The following is a 21,691-nucleotide window of genomic DNA, read 5'->3' on the forward strand; positions in this document are numbered from 1 at the left end:
CCATTAAAATCAACCGATTGTGCGATTGATTAAATATTCCCAACTTTCCCGCAGTTTAACGAAGTCAACATCTTGTGCATTCTTGCCATAAATATGTTGCTCGTATACGGCCGTTAACTTTTGCATCTCTTCTGTCTCTAACGATGCATCTACCCGCTCAGCAAACGCTCGCAATGTTTCGTCATGTTTTCGTTTTAAACCAATGCGCCCTAACTGTTTCGTTAATGCTTGATAGGAAGCATCAAAACTTGACCAATCCGCTTCTTTTTTGCGATAGACACGCACCTGCATTTTAGGAATCCATGTTTTTCGTTGTACAAATAAAGCCACACCAATAATAATGAGTAAAGCCATTAGCGTGAACCAAACATATTTTAACGATTTTACCCAAGCCCATACACGGTCTAAGCTAAAAGCTGAATTGTTAGCTGTTTGCTCTGTTGGTTGCTCTTTCTTTTGCTGTTGCGCTGGTTTTTCTTCTGGTTGTAGTACTTCTTCTTGCTGAGGTTGATTTTGCTGTAAATCATAATCAATATTCACTGTACCAGAAAAGCCAATTGTCGGTTCAAACTCTATCCACCCTGTACCTGGAACATATGCCTCTACCCAAGAGTGGGCATTGTCATTCGTCACTTTATATTCACGCAGACCATTTGATAACGCCCCTGCATCACCTGGTGCAAAACCTTTCACCCAGCGAGCGGGAATGCCGATAGAACGAAGCATAACAACCATGGATGTAGAAAAGTTATCACAGTAACCTACTTTTGTATCGAATAAAAATTGATCTACATAATCTTGTTTTTCAGCAGGAATAGCTGCTGCTTTTTTATCGTATCTATAGTTTCCCTTTGAAAAATAGCCTTCCACTGCCTTTATTTTTTCGTATACAGAGGCTTTATCACGCGTTATATCGAGCGTTAAATCTTGTACACGCTGCGGAAGTGTGTCAGGTAATTGTAAAAAACGATTATAAGAAGGATCTAATGTTTCTAACATAGCTGGTTCAGACATTTGAAGCTGTTGCAAACTATAGTTTGGCTCACTATAAGTGATCGTATAATTTGACAGTAATTTATTACTACCATTATCCGTCGTCACCAATTCACCACTCGGTTGTTTTGTTACTATTTTTTCAGTTTGTCCATCTTGGATATACAAGGTAGGGTCCTCTGCCGAAACGGATAACATGCCATATGTTTGAATTAAAAATGGCATAGGGACAGCCATATCCATTTGAATTTGCCGTTCATTTTCTCGTGGCCCAACCTGCAAGGATGTATAAATTGGGGTATCGTTTTCAAAAACAGCTTCCCCCATATATTCACCTGATAACACCCAGCCTTTCGATGTATACGTATCTTTAGTATCGATACGCCAATAATGGCGATCACGTGAGGTTGCCGTAAAAATTAATGTATTATCTCCTTTATAAGGCCCACCTAACTTACTGTCATCATCACTATAACCAACTGTTCTTTGTCCATCTCCTACACCATCTTGCCCTGTAACGCTTTTGATAAACGGTACTGGATCAGCCCATGTCGGTCCTGCTTTTGGTAAATAGAATGCCACCATACTGACAAGTGCCACCGAAATAAGCATTGGTAAAACAATTTTCCACTTTCTAAGCATATCACTCGGTGCATCGAGCTGAAGTCTTAAACGTTTAATAAAAAGTACACCCGTCATAATTAGACCAAGCACAATTACTTTAATAATAGCGAGCTTTCCATTATATTCGCTAAACGTATCAAGTGTCGCGATGAAAAATACGGTTAATACGAAGAAGTAGAAAATATTATGATGCACTGTAATCCAATGGTGAATTAAATAAATTAACATCCAAATCAATGCTAAAAACAATACTGTTCTAAATGCATCTGATACTTGTCCAAAATTCCCTGAAAAAATGTTCACCATGTTCCACGTCACTTCATTCACTAAAAACGGAATGGTGTGTCCTGAAAAAAACGGATTCTCGCTATAAACAAATATCACAAACCATGTAATATAACCTAACTTTATAAGTCCGGACAATAACGGTCGAACTTTAAATAAAGAAAGCACTAGTGCTAAGCCGATAAAAACTAGAAACAACTGACTTAAACCTGTATTTGTTAATTGCATAACTGGTGTTAGCCACTCACGTAATATAAAGAAAATAATGACGTACGCGAAAGCTAGCTCAATAAAATTTTCTAGTGATTTTTTCACGGCTTCATCACCTCCGTGAACAAGTGGTAATAATCTGTTGGGTTTACATGTACGACTTGAATATGTTTATAACGCTTTGTTACATCAGAACGTGCCTGTGTCTCTTGAGATACTACAAAACAAATACAACTTTTCACCGTATTACCTAAAGTATGTAGTAATTCATCTGATATATCGCTCGTAACATATAGAAGCGTTGCCACACGCTGAAGGACTTGGGTATCACGCAATTGATATTTTGCATTTTCAACAGGTTTGACACAAGCTAAATGATGCATCACTCGATCTAGTTGCTTTTCACCTTGGATAGAAGAAAACACTTTTGTTTTTACACCTGTTGAAACAAAGGAAATATCCCCACGCCCTCGTACAATCGCACTAAGCATTGAAGCGACCAACTCCACCTTCTCTTCAAATAACGGAGAAGAACCTACATCGAGCATTAACATCAATTCCTGTGATTGACGATCTTCAAATTCCTTTGACTGAAGTGTTTGTGTTTTTGCAAATGACTTCCAATGAATCCACGAAAAGCGGTCACCTGGTACGTATTCGCGTAAACCAATAGCCATTGATGTGTCCTTCACAATTGAATAAGGGGTCATCATGGACCCAACATCTAATTTTGTTTGTAATGTAGCATATTTCATATCATGCACTCTCGGATAAACTAGAACGATTTGTTCTTTTTCTACCAAAATGCGCTTCTTTGCCCATCCGAAAAAATCATGGAAGATGATTTGCGCACCTAAATAACGATGCTCACCACGTGACAAGCTTTCAAGTGTGTAACGCCATGTAAACGTTTTTTTAAAACCTACAAATTTTATGGCGTCTTTCTCTTGCACCTTTGACTGCACTAGCATCTCGCTACCAACAAGTTCTTCCATCAGCATATACGCAAATGGAAAACGCGTTTTTCTTTCTACACTTATTGTCACTTGAACTGATTGTCCGCTTTCTACATGAGAAGGGTCAATTTTACGCTCTACACTGTATATCTCCTCCCTCACAAGTTGGAAGATAAAAGCGTACAACAAAAATGGACTTACCGTAAAAAAGACAAACCAGCTGACAAATCCACCTTGAAACATAGCATAACAAAACGTAATAAGTATCAGAAAGCTCACTAATAGAAAATGTTTACTTTTTTCAAAAAGGGCTCGCCATTTCTTCATTGCTCTGCTAACCTCTTCGTCGGCACAGGCGTTTTCGCAATAATACGTTCAATAATTTCTTCTGCTGTTACATCATCATAACGCGCATCTGGCTTGAGCACTAATCTGTGGCTAAAGACATAGGGCGCTAAATATTGGACATCGTCCGGTATTACATAGCTTCGCCCTTTCATAAATGCATATGCCTGAGACGCCTTCATCAAAGCAATTGTCGCACGAGGACTAACCCCTAAATAAACGTAGTTATTCTCTCTTGTTTGAGAAGCCAGTTCAACCATATAGTTTTTAACGGAGTCTTCCACATAAACGCCTTGCACAAGTTGCTGTAATTCAATTAATTGTGCCACCGAAAGCACAGCTTCAATTTTTTCAATAGACTTGCCATTTTCAGCACGACGCAGTATTTCTACTTCTTGCCCTCTCGTTGGATAACCCATTTTTATTTTTAGTAAAAAGCGATCAAGCTGTGCCTCTGGTAATGGATAGGTACCCTCGTGTTCGATAGGATTTTGCGTCGCCATAACGAAAAATGGCTGATTAATCATAAGTGTATTACCATCAATTGTAACAGATGCTTCCTCCATCGCTTCAAGTAAAGTAGATTGTGTTTTCGGTGACGTTCTATTAATTTCATCAGCCAAAACTACATCGCCCATAATCGGTCCTGCACGAAATTCAAATTCCATTGTTTTTGGGTTATAGATAGAAACGCCTACAACGTCGGAGGGCAGTAAATCGGGAGTAAATTGAATTCGTTTGAATTGGGCATCGAAAGATTTAGCAAGCGCACGTACCATCATAGTCTTACCAACTCCTGGCACATCCTCAAGTAATACGTGCCCCCTTGCAAGTAAGGCTACAATGCTAAGTTCCGCTACCTCTCTCTTTCCTATCATTACTTTCTCTATATTTTCTAATACCATTTGGATTTGTAAATTCATAAAACAAAAAACCTCCCATTTTCGCTAACCAATTATTTGAATTGCACGATAATTTAGTTCAAGCATATCGAAAACTGTTTCGTAACACAATTAATGTGCCATTATCCAGTTAAAATGATAAATTAACAAACATGTTATTGCCTCTATAAAAAGAGGTTTGTTTGATGTTTCTTATCAAACAAACCTACCTAATAGTATAACGTCATTTACATAAATGTTACAGATTTAATTTTTTTAACCATAAACTCTCTAATGTTGAAACATTTTCATTCCTCAATATTGCATTTAAGTCTCCTGAAAGTAATATATTTCCTTCATGTAACACTAACACATCGTCTGCTACTTCCTCTACAAATCCTAGTAAATGTGTAGAAAATATCACTGTATTGCCCATTTCCTTTTGTTCAAGCATCATTTTTTTCAACTCTGCAATCCAAAATGGGTCAAGTCCATTCGTTGGTTCATCTAAAATAAGGAGCGACCCCGCACCTAGTAAACTTTGTGCAAGATTTAACCGTTGCCGCATTCCCTTCGAAAACTGTTGAACCCTTTGCTTTCTAACGTCCCACAAGCCAACGCGTTTCAATACTTGCTCTTGCTCTTTTTTAGCTATTCTTTTCAAAGAGGACAGTAATTGCAATACTTCTGCTGCCGTTAACATTGAGGGAAAATCTACATCATCTGGCATATAACGAATCGCTTGACTCTCCTGCCATTTTAGCTCCCCTGACATTGGTTTCTCCTGTCCAGTTAACAGGCGAATAAGCGTACTTTTCCCCGCTCCATTGCCACCTGCTAACGCTAAAATACGCCCTTTCTGCACAGTAAAGGATACATCTTTAAGTCCCCTATTATTTTTATAGACATTTAATAGATGATTCGCCTCTAGTAACACTACCGCTTCTCCCCCTTCTTTAGTCTCCTTGCAGTAAAGGCAAGCGGTAAAGCTACCCACAAACATGTTACCAATCCATATACCACATAGCCCAATGGTGATGCATAAAATGCTGTCACATTATAAAAAGATGGACCAAGTACGCTGGCCTGTTTTGTAAATATAAAGTAACCAAAGCGCAACCATTCTACAGGATTAATATGCATAACAATAATCGTTAGCTTTTGTAAAATATGCCCTGCAACTACTGTGCCAATTGCCATTAAGGCATACGACAGAAGCAATAAGAAAAATGACCATAAAACTAACGACAGTGATAGCGCAAATAATCTCGTTTTCGCTACCGCCCCAATAGCTAACGCTAAGGAAGTAAAAATAGCAATGCATAATAATGTCAGACTTATAAAAATAAACGGCAAACGTACGCCACCAAGTAATCCGCCAAGTGCTAAAACAACACCAAACGCTACCATCACGATTAATAAAAAGGCAATAACAGTAGCTAAATACTTTCCAAAAATATATTGTTTACGCGTCATCGGATAGGTTTTTAATAAAGAAAACCACCCTGTTTCTATATCACCAGCAATGCTCATACTGCCAATTGTCAAAATAAATAGAGGCAATAAAAACAAAAGGACATTTAAAAAAGAAGCTGTTTGACGAGTAAAACCTTCTACATCAGGCAGTGCCATTTGCTGGATAACAATAATCGATGTAAAAACAAAAGTGAAGAGTAAGCCAACTAATTGCATCCACCGACTGCGCAACATTTGTTTCAATTCAAGTTTGATGAGCATGCTGTACATCACTGATGAATCCCCCAATTAAAATCGCTTAAATCCTCATAAGTAAGCACTTGTCCCTTACCTTCAGTAGCCATCCAAGATTGCGCAGCTTCTTGTGTTTCGAAAGCAAGTACACCATAATTCATCGGCGTCCAATAATCTTTGTTGTAGACAAACGTCGCCTTCGAAACATCAATCCATTTATTCTCTTTTGCATCCTTAATGAATGCAGCGCCAACTTCTTCGTCTCCATTTGCCGCAATATACTCAATTAAACACCCAATATCATCAAACATTTCATAGTCACCATTTTTCAAGGCAATTTGTCCGGCATACTCGTTATGCACAATTGACATGTTACAAACTTTACAAACATCGGTTTCATTGACAATGTCACGTGGTTTAAACGTTTTTTCACTACACCCTACAGCCAGTAAACAACTAACGCAAATTATTAGTATCCACTTTTTCATTCCATCAAACCTCTTTTCCATAGCCATACACTACTTAAAATAAAAAATAGACCTAGCAAAAACTGTGCTATATCCATATCTACTTTTTTTACACTTTGGTCTTTCATCAGTTTCGGCGTTTCATCAACAAGCACCGTCCTCGCGCTTTTATTGATTTGCTGATCGAGGGAAGTTAGTAAAACAACGCTTGGTGACTCTACAAAATATTGATACACTGGCTGTCGGACCATCCATTGTCCAAAGCTAGATACAGCGACATATGGAACATCGCCAGTACCATCATTTTTTAAATCCGTTCCAACATAATCATCATAATAATTACTCGATAATTGAATGCCTTGTTGATCGGAGCGAGCTGTTAATATATTGCCAGTAAACTGATTATTGTACACAACTGTTTGGTCATCTACCTTTGTCCCTTCAATGGCCGTTTGATTCATTTGAAAATTATTATGCATAATTTGAACCTCTGCACTTTTTTGTAATGCAATGGCCGTTCGATTGTTCTTCATCGTATTAAAAGCAAGGTCTGCACGCTGCACATCATATAGCAATGCTCCGCTGCCATTCATATCGTTATGATGGATGACTACATTGTCCTTAATCGTAATACCGCTAGTCATCATCACCATCAATCCTGTTACATTGCTCGCATACGTATTGTTTAGAGCCTTGGCATTTTCAGTATACATAAAATGCGTACCATAACGGCTATTCTCTACCGTATTACGTTGCACAACAATGCCGTCAACCTCTTCTACGTAAATACCATCTTGCACATGTTTAATATTACTATCTTCAACCACTATCTTCTCGCTTTGATAAATAGCAATACCATTACCTTTTTTTGAATAATGCGCCTGTGTGCCAACTATTTCAACATGTTGGATGTGTACATTTTCGCCGTGTTGAATATGCACAGCACTATGCACGTCGTTAATTTTCAATTGTCGTAGCGCAAGACCTTCCACCTCACTAGCAACAATTCCCTTTTTTCCCGATAGCGTCATATTGTCAATCATTACTGCGTCTGCACCTTCAATACGAATTGCTGGTTTTTCCCCAACGGCTGCAATCTCTGTGCCTTTTTCTCCACGCAATGTAATGTTTTTTGTCACGATCAAATTTCCTTTATAATAACCTGCTGGAATGTTGATGACGGCACCAGGTTCCGCTCTGTCGATTGCCTCCTGTATATCAAATTTTGCATAGGCAGTCGAACTTATACATAGCAAAAACAATAAGACACATCCTATTTTTTTCACCTTTAGTACCTCCAAGTTCAGTAAGAAAAGACTAGAGGAAATTCCCCTAGCCCTTCTGTATTAATGATTATGGTCATCACTTTCATGATTCATCTCTTCCATATTCATTTTATCTGATTCTCCATTAGCTTCCTTTTCAGCGTTTTCTTGCATTTTCTTTTTACGGCGCTCTAATGCATCGTCTTTAATTTTTTGTAATTCTTCTACATGCGCTTTTGGATTTTCAGCTAAATACTTATCTGCATCAGCTTTGTTAATGAAATAGATATATCCCCAGTTCATTGGTGATTTTAAATCTGTTTTAACGATTGTGACATCTTCGACCTTCGCCCAATCTTTTGTATTATAATCACGTACATACTTATCATTTTTCTCGTTATTCGCAACCTCTGCATTGACTAAACAGCCAATGTCATCATAAAACGCAATTGTACCATCTGCTTTAATCGCTTGAGCAGAAAATACACCCATTTCATGGTCTTTCATATAAACCTTCATATTACACATTTCGCAAACTGTATCTTCTTGTGGTTCTTGTAATCGTGAATCTACTAAAGAAGCAACTTGCACTGATTCATCTTTCACTTCAGACTCTTTCGATGCAACTTCTGAATTCGCTTTTTCTTCCTTCACTTCTGCCTTTTCAGTACCACACGCTGTCAATATTAGTAACGTAGCTAGTACTGGTAACCATAATTTTTTCACTATTGCTCCCCCAATTCTTTTCTGTTACTACCTAGTATTTTACAGATAAGATGTGAAATAAGATGAAAACCTCTGTGAAGATTCGGAAAAATCTATATGACTACTTTGCGAACGTCTTGAAGTCAAAGTATTCTCGTACAAACTAAAACGATTAAAAAAGCGAGGACAAAAGAGAAAAAGTGTTAGATTGACTGCAATCAATCTAACACTTGCCGTTGTTGTCCGCTACGGGCGGGTCTTTGATTCTCTGACTTTTACTAGCGATTGGTTGTGCGTTCTTTAGTAGAGTCGCCACAATCAACAACTATATTCTCGAACTTGATTTTGCTATATAGAGGTACGGTAACTATTGTGGCGCTTCTTTAGCTTACTTAGACGGCTCAATTTTCCAGCTGTTTCATTTAGTTCATTGTGAATTTGAACAGAGCCTCCGCTTTCCGCAAAAATAGATTCTAGTTGATTATGGCGTTGTTGCTGCATAGGCCTCTTATTACTTGATTGCTTTTTCTCTTTATTTTTTTGCAAACTTTTTTTAAATTGTTGCTGTGTATGGTGGCTAAAGTTATGACTAATATCACCAGCATGTAAATACTGTTGTTCATTACGAAAAGTGCTACCTGTCGTCGCATTTACTCTAGAAGTCCTCATAATTAGTTACCCTCCTTTTCATTTTACTTACTTTATAGGTATTTATATCGACATTATATGCAAAAAATTAAGCAAACAGAACCAAATATATAAAAAAAGAATAGAATTATTCAAAAAGTATCTATCACTTTTGAACAACTCTATTCTCATAAGCATTACTTCCAAAAATCATCAAAAATTGTAATTGGCATATGGCGTTTATGTTGAGAGCGTAAATAATGTTGCTCTAATCGTTCACGAGCATCGTCAGGAATTTGCTTCCCTTCTAAATAATCATCAATTTGCTCATAAGTTACTCCAAGTGCCACTTCATCAGGCAATGATGGACGATGTTCTTCTAAGTCAGCAGTCGGAACTTTTAAATACAGATGCGCTGGACAATCAAGTGCCGCTAATAATTGTTTCCCCTGACGCTTATTCAGACGAAAAATAGGCATTAAATCGGCTCCGCCGTCACCATATTTTGTAAAGAAACCTGTAATTGCCTCCGCAGCGTGGTCTGTTCCTAACACAACAGCACTATTCATAGCAGCGATAGAGAATTGTACTTTCATGCGCTCCCGTGCTTTTTCATTCCCTTTTACAAAATCACTAAGCACAACTCCAGCATCAGCTAGAGCACGAACACTTGCATCAACCGCTTCCTTAATATTGACCGTGTAGGTAGTCGTAGGCTTAATAAAATCAATAGCGTCCTGACAGTCTTGTTCATCCTTTTGAATACCATATGGTAAACGCACTGCCCAAAATGAATACTTCTGCTCGCCTGCTTCCTCATTTAACTCATTAACTGCTAGTTGAGCTAATTTACCGGTTAAAGTAGAGTCTTGACCACCTGATATACCAAGTACAAACCCTTTAACAAAGCTATATTTTCGTGCATATGCCTTCAAAAAATCAATGGATTTACGAATTTCTTCCTGTGCATCAATTGTTGGCAAAACTTTTAATTCGGTAATAATTTGCTGTTGTAATGCCATAACATCTTCCACTCCTTAGTCTTTTACAATTCGATCGACCATTTCTCGTACTTCTTCAATATTTCGCATTTTATTATCCCAGCATTTTTGGCTTAAATCGACTGGATATTCCTCTGGATTCATGGCACGTTTATATTCATCCCACAGCAGTTCTAAATTGTCAGCTGCATAATTACGCATCTCTTCTAACGTTGGATTGTCATAAATTACGTCCCCTTTATTAATCACATGCTGATGCAAGTTTTTCGCCTCAAAATTCGTGACAAATTTTGATACGAATGTATGCACAGGGTGGAACATCTTTATTCGCTCTTCGGATTGAGGGTCTTCGTCATACATCGTAATGTAATCACCCTCTGCTTTACCGTTTTTACGGTCAATAATACGATAAACACTTTTTAAGCCAGGAGTTGAAACTTTTTCAGCATTAGCAGAAATTTTAATCGTATCCTCTAGCTGACCTTCCTCATTTTCTATAGCGACCATTTTATAGACAGCCCCTAATGCTGGCTGATCGTAAGCTGTAATTAATTTTGTACCAATTCCCCACATATCTACGCGGGCACCTTGAGCTTTCAAGTTTAAAATTGTATATTCATCTAAATCATTGGAGACAACAATTTTGGCATCATGGAAGCCTGCTTCATCTAACATACGACGTGCTTCTTTTGACAAGAAAGCAATATCCCCACTATCTAAACGAATACCAATGAAATTAATTTTATCGCCAAGTTCTTTTGCCACTTTTATCGCATTCGGCACTCCAGATTTCAGCGTGTTATAGGTGTCCACTAAAAATACGCAGTTGCGATGACGTTTCGCATAGGCGTGGAATGCATCATAATCATTTTTATAAGCCTGTACAAGTGCATGAGCATGAGTACCAGCTACCGGAATGTTAAATAGTTTTCCTGCACGCACATTACTAGTTGAAGCAAACCCTCCTATAAAGGCTGCACGAGTTCCCCAGATAGCCGCATCCATTTCTTGCGCTCGACGTGTACCAAACTCCATTGCCATTTCATCTTTAACGATTTGCTTAATACGACTTGCTTTAGTGGCAATTAGTGTTTGATAATTGACAATATTCAATAGAGCCGTCTCGATTAGTTGTGCTTCAACTAAAGGTGCCTCAATACGTACAATTGGCTCATTGGCAAAAACGAGCTCCCCTTCCACCATTGAATACATATCGCCTGTAAAGCGAATATTTTTTAAATAGTCAATGAAGTCTTCTTTATATCCAACCTCTTCACGTAAATACGCGATATCTGACTCACTAAAGCGAAAATCTCGCAAATACTCAAGCATGCGTTCCAGTCCAGCAAATACGGCAAAGCCATTTCCAAATGGTAATTTTCTAAAATATAATTCAAAAATCGCTTTTCTATTATGTATGCCATCAGCCCAATAAGACTCTGCCATATTAATTTGATACAAGTCCGTGTGTAGCGCTAAGCTATCGTCAGCATAGTTCGATCTCATAGGAATCCCTTCTTCCACTTTCATAATTAGTCCTAGTATACACTATATACCCAAAATCTTGCGTTTTACACTTTTCTGTTTCCATGTTATGTTTCCTAACATATATAGTCAGAAAATTTTGAACTGTTCACATTTCTGACACAAATTTTAGTACCGCTTACATTCCTTTTATAAATAGCTTTTTAGTAAACTACTACGAAAGACGAAATATACCATGTAATATAACCTAACATGCTAATCAAAAAAAACATTGCACCATTTATCTACTCGCTATAATATGTAAATTAAATTTACGCAAGGAGCTGTTGTGAGTGAAAAAAATAGATGCCATTATTCGTCCGGAAGTTTTTGGGGCTGTACGAGACGGACTTGCAAAAGTAGGCATTGCAGGTTTAAGTATTTCTGAAATCGCTGGCTGCGGTCGTCAATTAGGTCATACAGGTTTGTTTCGAGGCAATGCCTATGAAATTGAGTTTTTACCAAAATTGAAATTAGAAATGATCATCGATGATGAAAAAGTTGATGCTATTGTGGAAGTTTTATTACGCGATGCTGCAACTGGTAAAGTTGGCGACGGAAAAATTTTCATTTATCCAGTAGAACAGGCAATTCGTATCCGTACTAAAGAAGTCGGATCAATTGCTGTAGAATAAGGGGGAGATAGTTATGGATGACGTACTATTATCTGTAAATTTAGTTTGGATTATGCTTGGGACAATTTTAGTATTCTTTATGCACGCAGGTTTTGCAATGGTCGAGGCAGGTTTTACTCGTTCTAAAAATGCAGTTAACATTATTATGAAAAATTTCTTAACCATTTCGCTTGGTGGGATTGTTTATTTCCTATGTGGATATGCCATTATGTTCGGCGACACAGCAGGAGGCTTCTTCGGAACAAGTGGTTTCGCTTTAAACGGTGTAGATGACCTCTCCTTCTTTATTTTCCAAACAATGTTTGCTGCCACAGGTGCGACTATCTTATCGGGTGCAGTAGCAGAACGTACAAATATTTTTGCTTATATCGGTGTTATCATACTAATGACAATACTTGTTTATCCTGTAGTAGGTCATTGGGTGTGGAGCGGTCAAGGTTGGTTAACTGACCTCGGTTTTATCGATTTTGCTGGTTCTACTGTTGTCCATTTAACTGGTGCAGTAGCTGCGTTTATAGCAGCCATCATGGTTGGACCACGTCTAGGTAAATACGAAAACGGACGTGTTAACGTTATTACTGGTCATAGTATTCCTATCGGCGCATTAGGTGTGTTCTTACTTTGGTTCGGTTGGTTCGGCTTTAATGGTGCCTCTACGTTAGCAGCAGACCCTGCACTTGTTCCAAAAGTAATTGCTAATACATTTTTCGCAGCAGCAGCTGGCGTTGTTGCCACTGCATTCTATACTAAATTCCGCTACGGTCATATTGATGGCTCACTAACTCTCAACGGTGCATTAGCAGGTCTAGTAGGCATTACAGCTGGTGCCGCAAACGTCAGCATTGTTGGTTCACTTATTATTGGTTTAATCGCAGCACCATTATTAGTAGAAGGTGTCCGTTTTATTGAATGGAAGTTAAAAGTAGATGATCCTGTAGGTGCAATTGCTGTCCACGGTATTTGTGGTATTTGGGGTACACTTGCAGTTGGGCTATTTGATGTTGGTGGTCAAGGTCTGTTCTACGGTGGTGGCATTAGCTTACTAGGTATTCAGGCTATAGGTGTGATTGCTACAATTGCTTGGGTTAGCGTTACTGTCACAGCAGGCTTATACATCATTAAAGCATTTGTCCCTTTACGTGTATCAGCAGAAGAAGAGATTACAGGTCTAGATGTGATCGAACATGGTACACCTGCTTATGAATACCAAGAGATTTTTAAAAGCTCCGCTATACAAGGCGAAACATTTGCTCAACGTTTAACTCACATCGGCAAAACACAAACAAACGTGACCGAAAAACATGTCTAAAAATTAGATACGTTATCCATTAAAAGGCACTAGAAACTGTTAGCTATCCGTATCAATTTGCGCGGATCTTTAGCAGTTTCTTTTTTGTTATATTTATTCTCTCTCTAAATCAAGTAAGAACTGTTTCATCGTTAACCCACTGCGAAAGCCTGTTAGCTTACCGTTCTTCCCAATTACACGGTGGCACGGAATAATCGCTAATATCGGGTTCGCACCAATTGCACTTCCAACAGCCCTCACAGCCTTTGGATTGCCTATTCGCTCTGCAATAGCAGCATATGTTGTGGTTGTTCCATAAGGAAGTTCTTTGAGTGCATCCCAGACAGCTAGTTGAAATGCTGTTCCTTTCACATGCATTGGTAAATTAAATTCAGTCAGCTCTCGATTAAAATAGGCTGTGAATTGCTTAACATAAGGCTTAAGCTTTTCACTGTTTTCTTCAAAACTGTAGCCTTTAAAGTGCTTTTGAGCCCACTTTTCCACCTCATCAAATGCGGTATTGGGTGTGCCAAGATAGACAAGCCCTTCATTCGCCGCAATCATATACATCTTGCCTTGTGCGAATGTTAGTGTATCTACATATAAAATAGTCATTAAAATTCTCCTTACACATGATGATTAGAAGTATACTGCAAAAAGGTAAAATAACTGTAGTTAACAAATATTTCATGCTACAGTTATTTTACCTATAAGCATAAAGGAGTTTCAACTACATGACTACGATATACGAGCCCGCTATCCATCTTCAACAAGTGAGCTTTTTAGTAAAGGATAAGGCTATTTTAAAGTCCATTACCGGTTCATTTCCTAAAGGCAAAATTACAACGCTCGTTGGCCCATCTGGCGCTGGTAAAACGACCTTATTAAAAATGTGTAACGGACTATTATCACCAACTGACGGGCTTATATTCATTGACAATCAAACAATCACTACCTATGAACCAACTACATTAAGAAAACATGTCGGAATTGCTCTTCAAGCAGCACCTATGATTGCTGGAACTGTATTTGACAATTTGGCTCTTCCACTCGCTTTACAAGGAAAAAAGCTCACACAACAAGATGCCATTCAATATTTACTAGATGTCGGGCTCGATGCCAGCTTTTTACACCGCGCTACTAATGAATTATCTGGTGGACAACGTCAAAAGGTATCCATTGCACGTACTCTCATTAATCAATCTTCTATATTATTGTTAGATGAGATTACTTCCGCATTGGACCGTCAATCTGTACAGGATATTGAAGCACTTATCATATCATTAAATAAAAACTATAATGTTACGATTATCTGGATTACCCACAATTTACAGCAAGCGCTCACGATCGGCCATAACACATGGGTCATGATGGATGGAGAGCTGATTGAAACAGGTGAAAGCTCGTTATTGAAAGCCCCTACTAACCCAAGAGTCGCTGAATTTATACAGGGGGTAAACGCATGACTTATACTTCACTTTCGCTAACATTGATTTTTGTTTTAATCCCGCTAGTACTATCAAAGACATTTAAGCTAGGGCTTGAAAAAGACACAATTATTGCAACGATTCGCTCAATTATTCAATTGCTTGCAGTCGGCTATATTTTAAATTTTGTCTTTGATGAAGGGAGTATTATATATATTTTTCTAATGGTGGCATTGATGATTGTGGCTGCCACTTTAAATGCCCGAAAAAAAGGAAAAGGTATTAAGGGTATTACGTGGAAAATAGTGTTTACGCTTGTAATGGTGGAAATTGTCACACAAGGAGTTTTACTCGGTTTCAACATTGTTCCTACAACTGCACAGTATATTATTCCTATTAGCGGAATGCTAATTGGCAACTCCATGGTACTATCTATTTTATTTTTAAATCGCTTTACTGCGGAAATTACAAGTCACGAAAATGAAATTGAACTCATTTTATCGCTAGGAGGTACACCAAAACAAGCAATTCATCGCCAACTAATCAATGCGATTAAAGCGAGCATGATCCCTACCATCGAAAGTCAAAAAACGATTGGGCTTGTTCAATTACCAGGTATGATGAGTGGTCAAATTATTGGCGGTGCAGACCCTATACAAGCCGTACAATTTCAATTGTTAATTATTTTTGCCCTTTTAACAACCGCAACATTATCGAGCATAATGATAGGTTTTTTAAGCTATCCTGCGCTTTTTAACGAAAGGTTACAATTGTTGGAAGTTGAATAATTGTTTTCGTGATATCATGACAATTACTATAAATATGTTATACTAGTAAGAAAAATGCAGTGAGGAGAATGACCCATGTTATTACGCGATTTTTTCATCCAATTATCTGAAAACCAACTATTAAATAGTGCTGCTAAAAAATACGGCTTAAAGTTAGGTGCCCAAAGTGTGGTAGCTGGTACTAATATAGAAGAAACAATTGCAAGCATCAAAGATTTAAACGCACATAATATCTCTTGCACGGTTGATAATCTAGGGGAATTTGTTGCGAATGAAGAAGAAGCGACAAAAGCTAAGGAACAAATCCTCGCTGTCATTGAAGCCATTCATGAAAATGGTGTGGATGCGCATATTTCGTTAAAGCCATCTCAATTAGGTTTAGACATTGATGTTGATTTTTGCTATGACAATCTATATGAGATCGTAGAAAAAGCAGCAGCTTATGATATTTTTGTTAACTTTGATATGGAAAATTACGGTCGTCTACAAACATCATTTGATATGGTGGAAGAGCTATCAAAAACATTTAACAATGTTGGAACGGTTATCCAATCATACTTTTATCGTGCAAAAGACGATATTGAAAAATTTAAAAACTACCGCTTACGTATCGTAAAGGGTGCATATAAAGAGCCTGCTGATGTAGCCTTCCAAGATAAGTTAGATATCGATTTAAACTTTATCGAATTAATTGAATATCATTTATTACATGGCAAATTTACATCGATTGCAACACATGACCATAACGTGATTGCACATGTTAAACGCTTTGTTGCAGACAATAATATTCCACTCGAAAAATTTGAATTCCAAATGCTGTACGGCTTCCGCACAGATATGCAAAAAGAGCTTGCGAAAGAAGGCTATAACTTCTGTGTCTATGTACCATTCGGCGAAGATTGGTACGGTTACTTTATGCGTCGTTTAGCGGAACGTCCGCAAAACCTTAACCTTGTTACGAAACAAGTATTTACGAAAAAAACGAATACCGTTCTTGCAGTAGCAGCTGGTGCATTCGTACTTGGACGTTTAACAAAGCGTAAAAAGTAATTTAAATTATTACTAATTATTATGAAAAAGAACATATCTATTTCTTTTGCCTTAAATAAAACTTAGCAGATAATACTAGTTGATGGTAGCGGAGGTGGCGACTCCTGCGGGAACGCACGCAGCGTAAGACGCGGGCATTCCGCGCGTTAGCGAGGGTTGCGGCTTACGTGTGTGCCCGCGGAAAGCGTCCGCCGTAGCGGACATCAACGGCATAGCAAAAAAGTGTTGAATTGATGGTAATCAATCCAACACTTTTTCTCTTTTTCTGATGGGCAACTACTTTTTAAGGATTTGTTGACCAAAGACCTGCATGTTTTAACACAACACGTGGATGTAATTTTAATTGAGCGACCATTAAGTCTGCTAAATCTTCCGCTTGCATAACCTTTTCTGGGTTACCATCAGTTAATTGTAATTCCACTGCCATATCCGTTGCAACCGTGCTTGGCGTTAATGTCACAACACGAATGTTATGTTTGCGAACTTCTAACATCAGCGATTCACTCATACCAATAACAGCCGCTTTCGAAGCACTATACGCACTCGTAATAGGAGCACCCTTTTGACCAGCGGTAGATGAAATATTAATAATATCTCCGGAAGAACGCTCAATCATTTCAGGTAGGACGGCACGTGTTGTGTAATATACACCTTTGACATTTACATCTACAATATTCGTCCAATCTTCAGGTGAAAGCTCTAAAAACTTACCGAATTTTGAAATACCCGCATTATTTACTAAAATATCGATAGGCCCTAACTCAGCACGAATACTTTCTACTGCTGTTGTGATTGATTGCAAATTAGCTACATCCGCTGTAGCTAATGCCACCTTGACATCATACGCCTTTAATAAGTCAGCAACCTGTTGTAAATTTTCTAATGTGCGTCCCACAAGCCCAACATTAATGCCCTCTTTCGCAAAGGCGATGGCTGTTGCACGGCCAATACCACGACCCGCACCAGTTATTAAAGCTGTTTTACCAGTAATCGTTTGCATATATCTTGCTCCCTTATAAGTAGTGATAGAAAAATCTCTGTTGTTTAGCATACCTATTCATCCTTGAAAAGTACATTCAGAAGACTTATTTATTCCATCCTTTTTCCTTAAAGCGTGCAATCGCTTCAATCCGATTGCCCACATGAAGCTTCTCTAAAATGGTGGAAATATAGTTACGTACTGTTCCTGCCGATAAAAATAACTCAGCCGCAATTTCCTTCGTCGTTTTACCTTCTGCCACAAGTGTCAACACTTGACTTTCGCGCTCAGTTAACGGATTCTCACTATCATCCTCATAGACAAAGTCAACCAGCTCGGGTGCGTAAATGCGTTTGCCATCGACAATTGTTCGAATGGCACTAACCAATTCTTCGATAGGACTGTCCTTTAGTAAGTAACCTCGTACACCTGCTTTTCTTGCTCGTTCAAAGTAGCCAGGTCTTGCAAAGGTTGTTAATATAATAACTTTACAGTCAGAACCATGTAATTCTTCAGCCGCATCAAGCCCAGTTTTCACCGGCATTTCAATATCCATAATACAAATATCCGGCTGGTGCTCTGCTACAAGCGCCAATGCTTCCTCACCATTTTTGGCTAAACCGACAACTTCCATATCTTCCTCCATACTAAGTAAGGAACGAAGTGCGCCTAACAGCATCCCCTGATCTTCAGCGATTACAATTCGTATCATGTCATAACCCTCTTTTCTATAGGTTCTTCAGATTTTCTGCAACCTTTTGATGTGTAATGGTCACTGGAATCGATACCGTTAAAGTAGTGCCATTTTCACTTTCTATTTTAAATGTGCCATTAATAAACTCTAATCGTTCGCGCATCCCTTTTAAGCCGTTACCTGTTTTCAATGCCTGTTTTTTCGTAATGCCTTGTCCATTATCGCGAACAATCAAATGTACTTCTTTAAAGTTTTGGTGGAAGGCTATTTCACATTTGGTTGCGCCGCTATGTTTCACAATATTCGTTACGGCTTCCTTCAAACACATGGACAACACATTCTCTACAAGTGGTGGGACACGTAAGGAGTCCACATCCCCCTCAAAAACAAATTCCATTTCTGCCGCTTTTAAAATTTGAGATATACGCATAAGCTCATCTTCAAATTTATTTGTCCGCATATCCGATACTAATTCTCGAACCTCTTTTAAAGCAATACTAGCTGTTTGACGAATATCTTTTATCTCGATTAATGCTTGCTGAGGATCCCGTGCAATAAGTCTAGATGCTAAATCGCTTTTTAAGCCAATCATGGATAATTTTTGACCGAGCGTATCATGTAAGTCTCTTGCTATACGTTGCCGTTCCTCAAAAACAATTAATTCGGCAATACGTTCATTTGCAGTTTCTAATTGCCCTTCTAAATTTTCACGCTTGTTTTTCGAATAAATTGTTAACGGTAGAAGCACCACTGCCAAAATCGTTAAAACAACAAATGGAAGCTGTGATAAAAATAAATGTAGCTCAACAAAGAAACCAAATCCTGTAGATATCACAGTAAAACCAATATGGATGCCATACATTATGTAAAAGCCAACCGGTCTACGGATATTTCCAATGAAAAAGGCTGTAAAAATCGATAAATACACATAGCCGAACAAAATAGTCAACGTAATATTAATGACCATCTCAAAGCTAATCCACATATAAACAAGCCCGTTTTTAGCGTTCACAGAAAATCGGTAAAAAATAAAATAGAGCATTAAAAAAGTAATGCCTATTGATATTTCAATATACGATGATTTTCTAAATATAAAGAAAAACGGGAGAAAACAAAAAATAATCCATAAATAAACGCTGAGCATAGGACTATTCGGAATGATACTATGCCGTTTCCTCATCATAATCTCACGCTCTTTCCTACTTTTCCCTATATTATATCAAGAAAAGCATATTTGCGCCCGTCCATTGCCATACAGTGGCTTGCCTACGAGCCTATCCTTACTATGTAAAACAGCCACCTCCTAAGAAGAGATGGCTGTTTACGACTAAGCAGCGATACTGCCTTTCGTTTTTCGTTTTATGATTTCATTGACTTCTTTAAAAGAGACAAATTTGCCAAGTTCTTCATCGTATAATTTATAGCGTAACGATTCTAAGCTTGTACGTAACGTAATTGTAGTAGCCGTGTGTAATGGTGGCGTTTCTTTATGCGCTTTTTCAAGATTATAGTTCGGTACACGCGGAGCTAAATGGTGTACATGGTGGAAGCCGATATTACCTGTTATCCATTGTAATAATTTCGGTAATTTGTAGTATGAACTACCTTCTACCGCTGCTTTCACATAATCCCAATCAGTGTCATGCTCGAAATAAGAATCTTCGTACGTATGTTGGATATAGAATAACCAAATTCCTAATGCACCTGCGATAAATAAAGTAACACCCTGCACTAATAAAAATGCTTGCCAACCCATAGTGTAAATGAGCCCTGCACAAATGCCGGCAATAATAATATTTGTTAAATGCGTATTCATACGCTCTTTTTGCTTCGCATCTTTTCGGTTAAAACGATTTAAAACTAATACCATATATAAAGGACCTAAGCCGAACATTACAAGTGGATTACGATAAAAACGATACCATAATCGTTGACCTTTAGAAGATTGTAAATATTCTTCTACTGTCATCATATCAATATCACCAATACCGCGCTTATCTAAGTTCGAGCTTGTTGCATGGTGAATTGTATGCTCACGTTTCCATTTTTCATAAGGGAACGATGTTAGTACCCCAGTTAATAAGCCAACCCAGTCGTTTGCCTTTTTGCTTTTGAAAAATGAACCGTGGGTACAATCATGGAAAATAATAAATGTTCTTACGACAAAACCAGCAGCAATAACACTTAAACCTGCAGTTAACCATGGCGAAATATCAACCAACATATAACCAGCAATCCATAGGACGATCAACGGCGCTATTGTGTTAACCATTTGAAAAACACTTTTACCTGTGTCTGATTTCGCAAATGGTGCTACATCTTGGCGCAACTTTTTCGTTTTTTCTTTATCTGTTGCCATTCCTTTTTTCCCTCGTTTCCTTTTGCTTATGATATCATCATAAAACAAGAGTATAGCGAGCAACAGACGCAAACATCATAAAAAGCATATGACATTTGTCATACTCAAAAGCCAGCGCTTTAAAATTCCGCTCTCCGCTAAGGTTATTTCAACACGTTAGCGATGCTGTTGTTACTTTATTAGCGCTGCCTTTTTACTTTTTAGGTCCCGTTAAATGTAGTTGATAAAATACTAAATCCAACCATTCTCCAAATTTGTATCCCGCATTTTTAATTGTTCCTGCATATTCAAAGCCTAGCTTCTCGTGCGCCTTAATACTGCCAATATTTTCGCCATCGATACCGGCAACTAAAGTCTTCACACCCTGTTTCTCTGCGATATCAATCAATTGATGCATTAACTTACTGGCAATGCCTTTCTGATAATGGTCCTTGTGTACGTATACCGAATGCTCCATCGTATGCTTATAACCTGGATAAGGGCGGAACTGACTGTAATTTGCAAAACCCGCCACTACTCCATCTTCCTCAAAAACTAACAACGGGTTACCGGCTGCTTGGTGCTCAAGAAACCATTGCTTTTTCTCATCTAACGATTGTATTTCATACCTATATACAGCTTTACTTGTTAAAATAACATCGTTATAAATAGCTAAAACCTCAGGTAAATCTTTTTCTTCCATAAATCGAATCATCCAGTTCACGTCCTCACCTAAAAAGAAATAGAACCCCACCGATAACAGCAGGGTATGTATTGCACAATAGTTCATTCGACAAGCCACAAAGGAAACACAGATTGTGAACAGGTTTGGATAACATCCGTTCACAATCAGTAATATCCGTCGCTCACATGTACTTTAATCGTTGACCGTTAAAGTG

22 protein-coding genes are annotated in these 21,691 nt (G+C 38.1%); 5 read left to right on the forward strand and 17 right to left on the reverse strand.

Annotated features, from left to right (window positions below):
- Positions 1-9: 9 nt before the first annotated feature.
- From LO754_RS20775 to LO754_RS20825, 11 genes are all read right to left on the reverse strand, one after another.
- Positions 10-2,217, reverse strand: a complete 2,208-nt coding sequence (locus LO754_RS20775; RefSeq protein ID WP_024363989.1) for a transglutaminase TgpA family protein — start codon at positions 2,215-2,217, stop codon at positions 10-12.
- Positions 2,214-3,395, reverse strand: coding sequence for a DUF58 domain-containing protein (locus LO754_RS20780; RefSeq protein ID WP_231785178.1), 1,182 nt, complete (start codon positions 3,393-3,395; stop codon positions 2,214-2,216). Before LO754_RS20780 ends, LO754_RS20775 begins: the two co-directional genes overlap by 4 nt.
- Positions 3,392-4,336 (reverse strand): AAA family ATPase, encoded by a 945-nt coding sequence (locus LO754_RS20785; protein ID WP_231785179.1) that lies wholly within the window; start codon positions 4,334-4,336, stop codon positions 3,392-3,394. The genes LO754_RS20780 and LO754_RS20785 overlap by 4 nt, the downstream gene beginning before the upstream one ends.
- Before the next feature lie 217 nt (positions 4,337-4,553).
- A complete protein-coding gene (locus tag LO754_RS20790; protein ID WP_231785180.1) occupies positions 4,554-5,231 on the reverse strand; it encodes an ABC transporter ATP-binding protein in 678 nt (225 codons plus the stop codon).
- Positions 5,231-6,040: an ABC transporter permease gene (locus LO754_RS20795; RefSeq protein ID WP_227665474.1), complete on the reverse strand. Its 810-nt coding sequence runs from the start codon at positions 6,038-6,040 to the stop codon at positions 5,231-5,233. Before LO754_RS20795 ends, LO754_RS20790 begins: the two co-directional genes overlap by 1 nt.
- Entirely contained in the window at positions 6,040-6,492 is a 453-nt protein-coding gene (locus LO754_RS20800; protein ID WP_024363984.1) for a nitrous oxide reductase accessory protein NosL, read from the reverse strand. Before LO754_RS20800 ends, LO754_RS20795 begins: the two co-directional genes overlap by 1 nt.
- Positions 6,489-7,757: a right-handed parallel beta-helix repeat-containing protein gene (locus tag LO754_RS20805; RefSeq protein ID WP_231785181.1), complete on the reverse strand. Its 1,269-nt coding sequence runs from the start codon at positions 7,755-7,757 to the stop codon at positions 6,489-6,491. The genes LO754_RS20800 and LO754_RS20805 overlap by 4 nt, the downstream gene beginning before the upstream one ends.
- Positions 7,758-7,817: 60 nt before the next feature.
- Positions 7,818-8,462 carry a nitrous oxide reductase accessory protein NosL gene (locus LO754_RS20810; protein WP_231785182.1) on the reverse strand — a complete coding sequence of 215 codons (645 nt, stop codon included), beginning with the start codon at positions 8,460-8,462 and terminating at the stop codon, positions 7,818-7,820.
- A gap of 327 nt (positions 8,463-8,789) precedes the next feature.
- Complete coding sequence (locus LO754_RS20815; RefSeq protein ID WP_024363981.1) at positions 8,790-9,110, reverse strand: hypothetical protein; 321 nt, start codon at positions 9,108-9,110, stop codon at positions 8,790-8,792.
- 155 nt (positions 9,111-9,265) lie between these two features.
- Positions 9,266-10,090, reverse strand: a complete 825-nt coding sequence (gene nadE, locus LO754_RS20820) for an NAD(+) synthase (protein WP_231785183.1) — start codon at positions 10,088-10,090, stop codon at positions 9,266-9,268.
- Between the two features lie 15 nt (positions 10,091-10,105).
- The gene (locus LO754_RS20825) at positions 10,106-11,575 is read right to left on the reverse strand and encodes a nicotinate phosphoribosyltransferase (RefSeq protein WP_231785184.1); all 1,470 of its coding nucleotides are present in this window, start codon (positions 11,573-11,575) and stop codon (positions 10,106-10,108) included.
- A 311-nt stretch (positions 11,576-11,886) separates the two neighbouring features.
- Here LO754_RS20825 and LO754_RS20830 point away from each other — a divergent pair, with 311 nt between their 5' ends.
- Both LO754_RS20830 and LO754_RS20835 read left to right on the forward strand, forming a co-directional pair.
- A complete protein-coding gene (locus LO754_RS20830) occupies positions 11,887-12,228 on the forward strand; it encodes a P-II family nitrogen regulator (protein ID WP_231785185.1) in 342 nt (113 codons plus the stop codon).
- 13 nt (positions 12,229-12,241) lie between these two features.
- Positions 12,242-13,537, forward strand: a complete 1,296-nt coding sequence (locus tag LO754_RS20835) for an ammonium transporter (RefSeq protein WP_024363977.1) — start codon at positions 12,242-12,244, stop codon at positions 13,535-13,537.
- Between the two features lie 93 nt (positions 13,538-13,630).
- Here the strand turns inward: LO754_RS20835 and LO754_RS20840 are convergent, their stop codons facing one another.
- Entirely contained in the window at positions 13,631-14,131 is a 501-nt protein-coding gene (locus tag LO754_RS20840) for a methylated-DNA--[protein]-cysteine S-methyltransferase (protein WP_231785186.1), read from the reverse strand.
- Positions 14,132-14,250: 119 nt separating this feature from the next.
- Between LO754_RS20840 and LO754_RS20845 the strand changes: the two genes are divergently transcribed.
- The 3 genes from LO754_RS20845 to LO754_RS20855 all read left to right on the forward strand — a co-directional run bounded on the left by LO754_RS20845 (position 14,251) and on the right by LO754_RS20855 (position 16,781).
- Positions 14,251-14,982, forward strand: coding sequence for an ABC transporter ATP-binding protein (locus LO754_RS20845; RefSeq protein WP_231785187.1), 732 nt, complete (start codon positions 14,251-14,253; stop codon positions 14,980-14,982).
- Positions 14,979-15,731, forward strand: a complete 753-nt coding sequence (locus LO754_RS20850; RefSeq protein ID WP_024363974.1) for an ABC transporter permease — start codon at positions 14,979-14,981, stop codon at positions 15,729-15,731. The genes LO754_RS20845 and LO754_RS20850 overlap by 4 nt, the downstream gene beginning before the upstream one ends.
- Positions 15,732-15,806: 75 nt before the next feature.
- Positions 15,807-16,781 (forward strand): proline dehydrogenase family protein, encoded by a 975-nt coding sequence (locus LO754_RS20855; RefSeq protein WP_024363973.1) that lies wholly within the window; start codon positions 15,807-15,809, stop codon positions 16,779-16,781.
- Positions 16,782-17,064: 283 nt separating this feature from the next.
- On the opposite strand, the gene LO754_RS20860 is transcribed toward LO754_RS20855, so the two are convergent.
- From LO754_RS20860 to LO754_RS20880, 5 genes are all read right to left on the reverse strand, one after another.
- Positions 17,065-17,781, reverse strand: a complete 717-nt coding sequence (locus LO754_RS20860; RefSeq protein ID WP_024363972.1) for a 3-ketoacyl-ACP reductase — start codon at positions 17,779-17,781, stop codon at positions 17,065-17,067.
- An 85-nt stretch (positions 17,782-17,866) separates the two neighbouring features.
- Positions 17,867-18,472 (reverse strand): response regulator transcription factor, encoded by a 606-nt coding sequence (locus LO754_RS20865; protein WP_103978022.1) that lies wholly within the window; start codon positions 18,470-18,472, stop codon positions 17,867-17,869.
- Positions 18,473-18,488: 16 nt separating this feature from the next.
- Complete coding sequence (locus tag LO754_RS20870) at positions 18,489-19,634, reverse strand: sensor histidine kinase (RefSeq protein ID WP_488209314.1); 1,146 nt, start codon at positions 19,632-19,634, stop codon at positions 18,489-18,491.
- A 147-nt stretch (positions 19,635-19,781) separates the two neighbouring features.
- The gene (gene desA, locus LO754_RS20875) at positions 19,782-20,813 is read right to left on the reverse strand and encodes a Delta(5) desaturase DesA (RefSeq protein ID WP_024363969.1); all 1,032 of its coding nucleotides are present in this window, start codon (positions 20,811-20,813) and stop codon (positions 19,782-19,784) included.
- A 193-nt stretch (positions 20,814-21,006) separates the two neighbouring features.
- On the reverse strand, positions 21,007-21,507 hold the full coding sequence (locus LO754_RS20880; protein ID WP_025220674.1) for a GNAT family N-acetyltransferase: 501 nt from the start codon (positions 21,505-21,507) through the stop codon (positions 21,007-21,009).
- Between the last annotated feature and the right edge of the window lie 184 nt (positions 21,508-21,691).

This window comes from Lysinibacillus sp. GJ-1 (assembly GCF_021166035.1).
GTDB lineage: Bacteria > Bacillota > Bacilli > Bacillales_A > Planococcaceae > Lysinibacillus > Lysinibacillus sphaericus.

What these genes read in the sequence shown, in the direction of transcription:
- LO754_RS20780 (WP_231785178.1), bottom strand. Translation starts at nt 3,395, where the DNA reads ATGAAGAAATGGCGAGCCCTTTTTGAAAAAAGTAAACATTTTCTATTA.
- LO754_RS20785 (WP_231785179.1), bottom strand. Translation starts at nt 4,336, where the DNA reads ATGAATTTACAAATCCAAATGGTATTAGAAAATATAGAGAAAGTAATG.
- LO754_RS20795 (WP_227665474.1), bottom strand. Translation starts at nt 6,040, where the DNA reads ATGTACAGCATGCTCATCAAACTTGAATTGAAACAAATGTTGCGCAGT.
- LO754_RS20800 (WP_024363984.1), bottom strand. Translation starts at nt 6,492, where the DNA reads ATGAAAAAGTGGATACTAATAATTTGCGTTAGTTGTTTACTGGCTGTA.
- LO754_RS20815 (WP_024363981.1), bottom strand. Translation starts at nt 9,110, where the DNA reads ATGAGGACTTCTAGAGTAAATGCGACGACAGGTAGCACTTTTCGTAAT.
- nadE (WP_231785183.1), bottom strand. Translation starts at nt 10,090, where the DNA reads ATGGCATTACAACAGCAAATTATTACCGAATTAAAAGTTTTGCCAACA.
- LO754_RS20825 (WP_231785184.1), bottom strand. Translation starts at nt 11,575, where the DNA reads ATGAGATCGAACTATGCTGACGATAGCTTAGCGCTACACACGGACTTG.
- LO754_RS20835 (WP_024363977.1), top strand. Translation starts at nt 12,242, where the DNA reads ATGGATGACGTACTATTATCTGTAAATTTAGTTTGGATTATGCTTGGG.
- LO754_RS20840 (WP_231785186.1), bottom strand. Translation starts at nt 14,131, where the DNA reads ATGACTATTTTATATGTAGATACACTAACATTCGCACAAGGCAAGATG.
- LO754_RS20845 (WP_231785187.1), top strand. Translation starts at nt 14,251, where the DNA reads ATGACTACGATATACGAGCCCGCTATCCATCTTCAACAAGTGAGCTTT.
- LO754_RS20850 (WP_024363974.1), top strand. Translation starts at nt 14,979, where the DNA reads ATGACTTATACTTCACTTTCGCTAACATTGATTTTTGTTTTAATCCCG.
- LO754_RS20855 (WP_024363973.1), top strand. Translation starts at nt 15,807, where the DNA reads ATGTTATTACGCGATTTTTTCATCCAATTATCTGAAAACCAACTATTA.
- LO754_RS20860 (WP_024363972.1), bottom strand. Translation starts at nt 17,781, where the DNA reads ATGCAAACGATTACTGGTAAAACAGCTTTAATAACTGGTGCGGGTCGT.
- LO754_RS20865 (WP_103978022.1), bottom strand. Translation starts at nt 18,472, where the DNA reads ATGATACGAATTGTAATCGCTGAAGATCAGGGGATGCTGTTAGGCGCA.
- LO754_RS20870 (WP_488209314.1), bottom strand. Translation starts at nt 19,634, where the DNA reads ATGAGGAAACGGCATAGTATCATTCCGAATAGTCCTATGCTCAGCGTT.
- desA (WP_024363969.1), bottom strand. Translation starts at nt 20,813, where the DNA reads ATGGCAACAGATAAAGAAAAAACGAAAAAGTTGCGCCAAGATGTAGCA.
- LO754_RS20880 (WP_025220674.1), bottom strand. Translation starts at nt 21,507, where the DNA reads ATGATTCGATTTATGGAAGAAAAAGATTTACCTGAGGTTTTAGCTATT.